The sequence below is a fragment of the Stenotrophomonas sp. 278 genome (assembly GCF_003935715.1).
GTDB lineage: Bacteria > Pseudomonadota > Gammaproteobacteria > Xanthomonadales > Xanthomonadaceae > Stenotrophomonas > Stenotrophomonas maltophilia_AH.
Genome location: NZ_RHPP01000182.1, coordinates 1 through 7056 on the forward strand (window position 1 = coordinate 1; position 7056 = coordinate 7056).

Consider the following 7056-nt stretch of genomic DNA (forward strand, 5'->3'; position numbering starts at 1 on the left):
CATGCCGGCGCAGTGGCGCGCCCCAGCGCGAAGCCGGTCAGTCCCGTCAGCGCCGTGGCAGCCGCGCCCGCAGCCCCTGCAGCGAATACGACGATGGCCTTCGAGCAGTGCTCGGGACGGCTCACGCATGTACCCAGCGCCATGTTGGCGGCAGAGTGCAGTGACCCGCCGAACTCCGCTGCTGGCGGCACCAAAGGCTCATGCGCATCGCCCGGGGCCGCCGCGTCCACGCCGGCGAGCAGGGCAGCGTGCGTCCGCTGCGGATACGGCAGCGGCTCCTGCCGTGGCAGGCCTGCACCGATCGCGTGGGTGATCTGCAGTCCTCTCAGAAGGGCAAGCACCTGCCGCGCGCCATTGCTCATGCGCAGCGGTGCCGGACCGAACCTCTGGCAACGACCGTGGTCCTGCGGCGGTTGCACGCCCTGCAATCGGGTGTGGAAGGCCTGAGCGCGGCGCGCATCAATGTTGGAGATGGGCATCTGGACATCCTCGCTGGCGTTGGGAGTGGTGTCCCGACTGTGCCGCGAGGAAGCCCAGAACAATATCGGAATCTGCGCAAATCCTGCGGGTTCCGACCGTGATGCCTGCAGGCGCGCGTGGAGGGTGCCGTTACACCACCGGCAGGTGTCTTCCCAGGGTGCGGTAGGGCGGTGTGGCCATGACCATTTCGGCCAGTGAATAAGCCAGTTCGCGCTCGGCCATCACCGTGCCGTCGGCGCCGTGTTCCAGCAGATGCTTCACTTCGGCGTCGCTGTGCGCGCGCGCCAGCAGGGTCAGCCCCGGGTTGAGCGCACGCAGCTTGGCCAGCGTTTCGCCCGCTTCCAGCGGCTGAGGAATGGCCAGTACCGCGATCTTGGCGCGTTCGGGGTGTGCCTCGGCCAGCACTTTGTCCGACGCCGCGCTGCCACGGATGCCGGGCAACCCGGCCGCATGGGCCTCGGCGACGTGTTCCTTGTTGTCGTCAATGACCAGCACCGGCACGCCGCGCTCGCGCAGCACCTGGGCCAGCGCGCTGCCGACGCGACCGTAGCCGATCACGATGGCGTGGTCATGCAGGTCCAGCGACGGACCGGGCGGCAGTTCGGTTTCCACGGCCGCTGGCGTGGCTTCCTGGTGCTTGGCCAGCCAGCGGTCGAGCAGGCCGAACACTACCGGATTGAGCATGATCGAGATCAGCGCACCGGCCAGTACCAGCGCCTGCCCGGTGGGCGGCAGGATCTTCAGGCTGACACCGAGGCCGGCAATGATGAAAGCGAACTCGCCGATCTGCGCCAGGCTGGCCGAAATGGTCAGGGCGGTGCCGTTGGGGTGGCCGAACGCGCGCACGATGAAGAACGCCGCCGCGGACTTGCCGAACATGATGATGGCCGCGGTGGCCAGCACCTGCCACGGGTGCTCGATCAGGATGGCGGGATTGAACAGCATGCCGACCGAGACGAAGAACAGCACGGCGAATGCATCGCGCAGCGGCAGCGAGTCATTGGCGGCCTTGTGGCTGAGCTCGGATTCGTTGAGCAGCATGCCGGCGAAGAACGCGCCCAGCGCGAAGGAGACGCCGAACAGCATCGCCGAGCCGAACGCCACGCCCAGCGCGATGGCAAGCACAGAGAGGGTGAATAGTTCGCGCGAGCCGGTGCCGGCGATGCGTTCGAGCACCCAGGGAATGACCCGGCGTCCAACGACCAGCATGACCGCCACGAACAGGCCCAGCTGAACAAAGGTCCAGCCAATGCTGGCCAGCACGCTGCCCACGGTGTGGGTCTGATTGGCCGCATCCGGGCCGAACACGCCGGCCAGCACCGGCATCATCACCAGTGCCAGCACACAGGCCAGGTCTTCGACGATCAGCCAGCCGACCGCGATCTTGCCGCGCTGGGTTTCGAGCAGACGGCGTTCCTCCATGGCGCGCAGCAGCACCACGGTGCTGGCGGTGGCCAGCGAGAAGCCGAATACCACGCCGTGCAGGGTTTCCCAGCCCATCAACCAGGCCAGGCCCCAGCCGAGCAGGGTAGCCACGAGAATCTGTCCGATCGCGCCGGGAATGGCGATGGCTTTGACGGCCATCAGGTCTTTCAGTGAGAAGTGCAGGCCCACCCCGAACATCAGCAGCATGACGCCCAGCTCGGCCAGCTGGTTGGCCAGCGCCTGGTCGGCGACGAAGCCGGGAGTGAAGGGCCCTACACAGATGCCCGCAAGCAGATACCCGACCAGCGGAGACAAACGCAGCTTGTTGGCCAGCGCGCCAAAGATGAAGGCGAGCCCCAGGCCAACGGCAACGATGTTGATCAGGTCGGCATCATGGTGCATCGGAACTCGCAGAATTGAGGGATACCCCGATTTTCACCGATGCGGCCCCATCCGGCAAATTCGGAACGCGTGCATTGACGTAGAGCCGGGCTTGCCCGGCTGCTGTTGGCTCCTGGCGAACAACCCTCGACTGCCGGTCTACGTACTTGGGGCCGACGGGTGGGGGGTACGGGACACGCCGTTAACCGATACATGGTCGGTGGCCACAGAAGATCAACAGCGGCACTTGCTCCACACCCATCACTCAAACCCGCCGCCGAACAACTTCGATTCCCATCTCGCGCGCCTCCAGCTCCGCCGCCAACGTCGCATCCAGGTCCTGCAGCTTCTGCAGCGAGTCATTAGCCGGCTCCCGCAGCGCCTCGGGCACGCTGATGTACGCACGACGGTGCGACGCATCACCCAGCATCCCCTGCACGATGAACACGTTCTGCGATTCTGGTGTCACATCGGTGGGTCGACCCAGCAGAACGTGATCGATCTGGCTGAAGCCGGTGGCTCGCGCCAGATGCGCCAGGCTGGCCGCCATCCGCTCGCTCGCCGCATCCGGTGCCCGCCCCAGACTGGCGTCCAGCCGATGGACGCCTTCTATTGCCTGTTGGTGCAGCCGCTGGGAGATGTCGCTCAGCGAGCGCGCGCTGGATGGCTGAGGCGGGGTTTCCACCGGCGGATGGGGGCGCGTCGGGCTGGTAGGCTGAAGCCGCTCCGCCTTGCGGATGGCGTCGATCAGTTCCCTGGGGGTGTCCGTGAGTACGAACTCGCTGGCTTCCAGCTTCTGCCCAGTGACCTTGTGCAGCGTATCTGTGGCCCACGACGCGCAGGTGTTGGTGTAACCCCAGTCGACGTTCTCACTCAATGCCGCTTCGAGGTGGCGAATCTGCTCCTCGTTCAGCGCAAAGTAGCGGGAGGCGTCAGGCCGGAAACGGGCCTCCATGCCCACTCGAATGTCCGAGCCAGCTCCGTTATCCGGTGTGCGCGGGTGGTTGTCGGGCCAAAGGCCATAGAACTGGGTTTGGCCATTGCGGGAGATGGTCAACCAGGCGTGACCATCAATGAACTGATTGAATGATCCTTCGGTGCGTGAATCTACCTGGCTGTGGATTCCGAGCACTGCTTTTCCGGTCATCGGAATCCCTTAAGGAAAGATCTGATCTTCCCCGTCCGCGAACATCATCACGACGCGAGGGGCGAGTAGTGGGATGTTCTGCAGCGCGGGTCGGGGAGGACCGGGCTCGATATGGCGGCGAAGCATGGTGTCGCACGATGTATTGATCCGGCAGCGATCAATGACGATCTTCATCGTGTCGCCCTGCACGATGTAGCTGATGCCTCCCGCATAGAACATGCTTTCCGCTGGCTCCTCGAACTGTATCTGCAGCGTGTACTCCGACACTTGGGTCGCGACGACCGGCTCAAGACTGGATCTGGAATAGCTGGGTTTCACCTGATCTCCTGTGCAGCCGGCCACTGCAAATGCCATCGCGGTTGCGAAGGCGCAGGCAGTGGAGCGACATGCGTTGAAATGAAACGTCATGGGGCAACTCCGTGATGCATGCGCGGATCATGGCGGGACGCGGGTCAGGCGAGGTCAGGCGCGACACGTGGTGACGTCTCGGGGTTGTCTGCATCTGGCCGCCGGTAATGGCGGCCTCCAGTGGCGGCGGGAAGCGATCGTGTGTGTGCTTGCCGCGAGCGTGTTGGGGGTCATGGGGACGCGCATGGCGCGTCGCTACGCAGTTCTTTGGCCACGTCGTCGGCCGCCTTTTTGATGGCTTTGCTCACTGCCAGCGGTTCGGTTGCGTGGGAAATCTTGACGACGCTCCGCATGAACAGGCGGATGGCTTCGGATGGCGAGTACTGCCCTTGTGTCACCACCGATTTGAAGTGGCGGCGCAGATCATCTTCCACTTTCGCCCGGATCCATTTCGGCTTCTGCATGGCAAACCTCCAGAACGCGTTGACCCCTGCCAGGACGGCGAGGGGTCGGGAGGTTAGAAACCGCGGCAGCAACCAACAAAGCAAGACGGCGGGCGTATTTCCCCCTTGCGGAGGTGTTTTATTAGCCACTCTCCCGACGCAGGAGCAGAGCAGTTCCGGCGCAGGACAAAATGTTGGAACCGGGGTTACGTGTTCTTGATTTTCCCGTGGCCACCGACCTCCTGTCGGAGGTGGGTCGGGGTGGGTTGGCGGGACCGTAGAAAACATGGATGTTTTCTACGAGCCCCCATGGACGGGTTTACGGCGTGTCCCGCCAACCCGCCCCGGCCCGCCAGACCAGTGAACCCGTGAGTACCGGTTGTTCGCCAAAGGCCAACAGCAGCCGGGCGAGCCCGGCTCTACGGATCGCATGCAGTCAGGCAGACGGGGCGCATGCAATCAGGCGAGCCGATTGCGTGCGATCAGGCTATGCCGACGTGCGTCGGGTATCACCACTTGTACGTGATGCGCCCGTAAACGTAAGCACCGTTGAAGCCGTACGGCGAGTAGTTGCTGTACGGCAGCATGCCCCAGGTAGAGTTCTGCAGGTCCGCGGTGCGGTCCGGGTACTCGTCCAGGATGTTGTCCGCACCCAAGGTCAGCGCCCAGTTCTCGCTCGGCTTGTAGCTCACGGACGCATCGAGCACCCACGATGCGTCGTAGGTCTGGTCGCGGGTCGGCGTGGCCGAGTTGCGCACCGTGAACTCGCCATAGCGGGTGGCTGCCAGGCTCAGGTCCCAGTGGTCCGAACGCCAGGTTCCACTCAGCACCGTCTTGTCGCGCGGGTAGCTGTCTTCGATACGGCCGATCTCATCGCGGCCGATCAGCGACTGGGTCAGGCCCAGCGAGCCGAATACGGCCGGCGAAGTGATGAACTTCTTTACCTCGGTGTCGTTGTAGCTGTACGCCGCCGTCAGCTCCAGCGCGCTGGCGCTGAACGGAATCGTGTAGCTGCCCACCGCATCCACGCCGCGGGTCCGCGTGTCCACGCCGTTGGTGAAGTATGAGAAGGCCGTGACCTGCGGCAGTCCCAGCCCCGCCAGCAGGCTGTTGGCAGCGTCGTTGGTGGTGATGTTGGTCGACAGCACGATGCGGTCGTCGATGTCGATCTGGTACGCATCCACGGTCAGGTACAGACGGTCCACCGGCTGCAGCACCAGGCCCAGGCTGTAGGAGGTCGAGCTTTCCGCCTTCAGCGGGCTCGCTCCCAGGGCCTGCGCCGCGGCGCTGCTGGTCGGGAAAGTGCCGCGCTCGACGAAAGCGCCATTGATGATCGTGCTGGTCACCGCCTGGTAGCTCTGCTGCGCCAGCGACGGTGCACGGAAACCGGAAGAGGCGGTCGCGCGCAGCGCTACCTTGTCGGTAAAGGCGTATCGCGCCGACAGCTTGCCCGAGAACTTGTCGCCAAAGTCCGAGTAATCCTCATAGCGGCCGGTGACGCCGGCGGAGAACTTGTCCGTGAGGTCTGCTTCCAGGCCCGCATATACCGCGTAGTTGTCGCGGTCGGCATCCACGGCGTTGACCGGGGTGAAGCCCGCGAAGCCCTGCGCGCCACTGCCGGTGTAGGACTCCAGCGCGCCCGGGTTCTGTTCCCAGGTCTCACGGCGGTACTCGCCGCCGAACGAGAGCGTCACCGGGTAAGCCAGGCCCCAGTCCAGCGACTTGGTCACGTCCACGTTGCCGATGTCCTGTGCGTACTTCAGCGTGCCGTCGTAGAACGACCGCGGGCTGGCCGCGCCCAGGCTGTAGTTGATGCTGTTGCGGGTGTGGAAATCGATGGTGTTTTCACCGTGGTTGTAGCTCACATCCCAGGTCCAGCCACTTTCCGTGCTGCCTTTGACGCCGGCGACCAGCGAACGGTCTTTCGAGTACTGGTTGATCTCCGGCACGTAGCCGTCCGGGTATACCTGGGCCAGCAGCGCGGTCTGGCTGCTGTGGTTGGGCGAGCGGTAGAACGCGTACGAGGTGATGTCGCGGTTGCTGACCAGCGCGGTGGCGTATGCCGAGACGTTGTCGCTGAACTGGAAGCTGGCATTGGCCGAGGCGGCGGTGCCGTCTACCTGGGGGTCGCCGACGATGAAGGTGGTTTCCCCCACGCCCGGGAAGTTGCCGGTGTTCGGGGTGGTGCCGCGGTAGGGGCCGGCACGGTTGCTTTCGTCCTGCTGCAGGATCTGCCCGGCCACATGCAGGCTGCCGCGACCGTCCGCAAAGCCGAGCCCGGCGTCGCCCGAGAGCTGGTATTTGTTGCCGTCACCGGCCGAGTACTGGCCGGCATCCAGCGCCAGGCTGCCACCGGTGGCCGAGCCCTTCAGCACGATGTTGATCACCCCGGCAATGGCGTCCGAACCGTACTGGGCCGAGGCCCCGTCACGCAGGACCTCTACCCGCTCAATGGCGGCAATCGGAATCGCATTGATGTCCACTGCCGAGGAGCCGCGGCCGATGCTGCCGCTGACGTTGATTTGTGCCGACGTGTGGCGGCGCTTGCCGTTGACCAGCACCAGCGCCTGGTCGGGCGATAGGCCACGCAGCTGCGCCGGCCGGATGCCGCTGGTGGCGTCGGTCAGCGCCGGGCGCGGGAAGTTCAGCGAGGGCAGGGCGCGCGAAAGCGCGGTGGCCAGTTCGGTGGTGCCGGTGGACTGCAGCACCTCGGGGGTGATGATGTCGATCGGCGACTGCGACTCGGCCACCGTACGGTCGGCGACGCGGGTACCGGTGACGATCACCGTGTCCAGGGTATTGGCCGTTGCGCGCGCCGGGGCGGCGGCGTCC

At 65.1% G+C, this 7056-nt stretch carries 6 protein-coding genes; all 6 read right to left on the reverse strand.

Annotation, left to right across the window (positions count from 1 at the left end):
* The coding region (locus EGJ34_RS19660) for a hypothetical protein (protein ID WP_221740427.1) at positions 1–479 on the reverse strand (479 nt) is incomplete at its 3' end.
* A 130-nt stretch (positions 480–609) separates the two neighbouring features.
* Complete coding sequence (gene ybaL / locus EGJ34_RS19665) at positions 610–2307, reverse strand: YbaL family putative K(+) efflux transporter (protein ID WP_125362136.1); 1698 nt, start codon at positions 2305–2307, stop codon at positions 610–612.
* Between the two features lie 244 nt (positions 2308–2551).
* On the reverse strand, positions 2552–3433 hold the full coding sequence (locus EGJ34_RS19670; protein WP_125362137.1) for an XVIPCD domain-containing protein: 882 nt from the start codon (positions 3431–3433) through the stop codon (positions 2552–2554).
* A 9-nt stretch (positions 3434–3442) separates the two neighbouring features.
* On the reverse strand, positions 3443–3841 hold the full coding sequence (locus EGJ34_RS19675) for a hypothetical protein (RefSeq protein ID WP_125362138.1): 399 nt from the start codon (positions 3839–3841) through the stop codon (positions 3443–3445).
* 170 nt (positions 3842–4011) lie between these two features.
* Positions 4012–4245 (reverse strand): hypothetical protein, encoded by a 234-nt coding sequence (locus EGJ34_RS19680; protein WP_125362139.1) that lies wholly within the window; start codon positions 4243–4245, stop codon positions 4012–4014.
* A gap of 488 nt (positions 4246–4733) precedes the next feature.
* Positions 4734–7056 (reverse strand): TonB-dependent receptor (locus tag EGJ34_RS19685; protein ID WP_148100526.1); only part of this gene is annotated, 2323 nt, incomplete at its 5' end.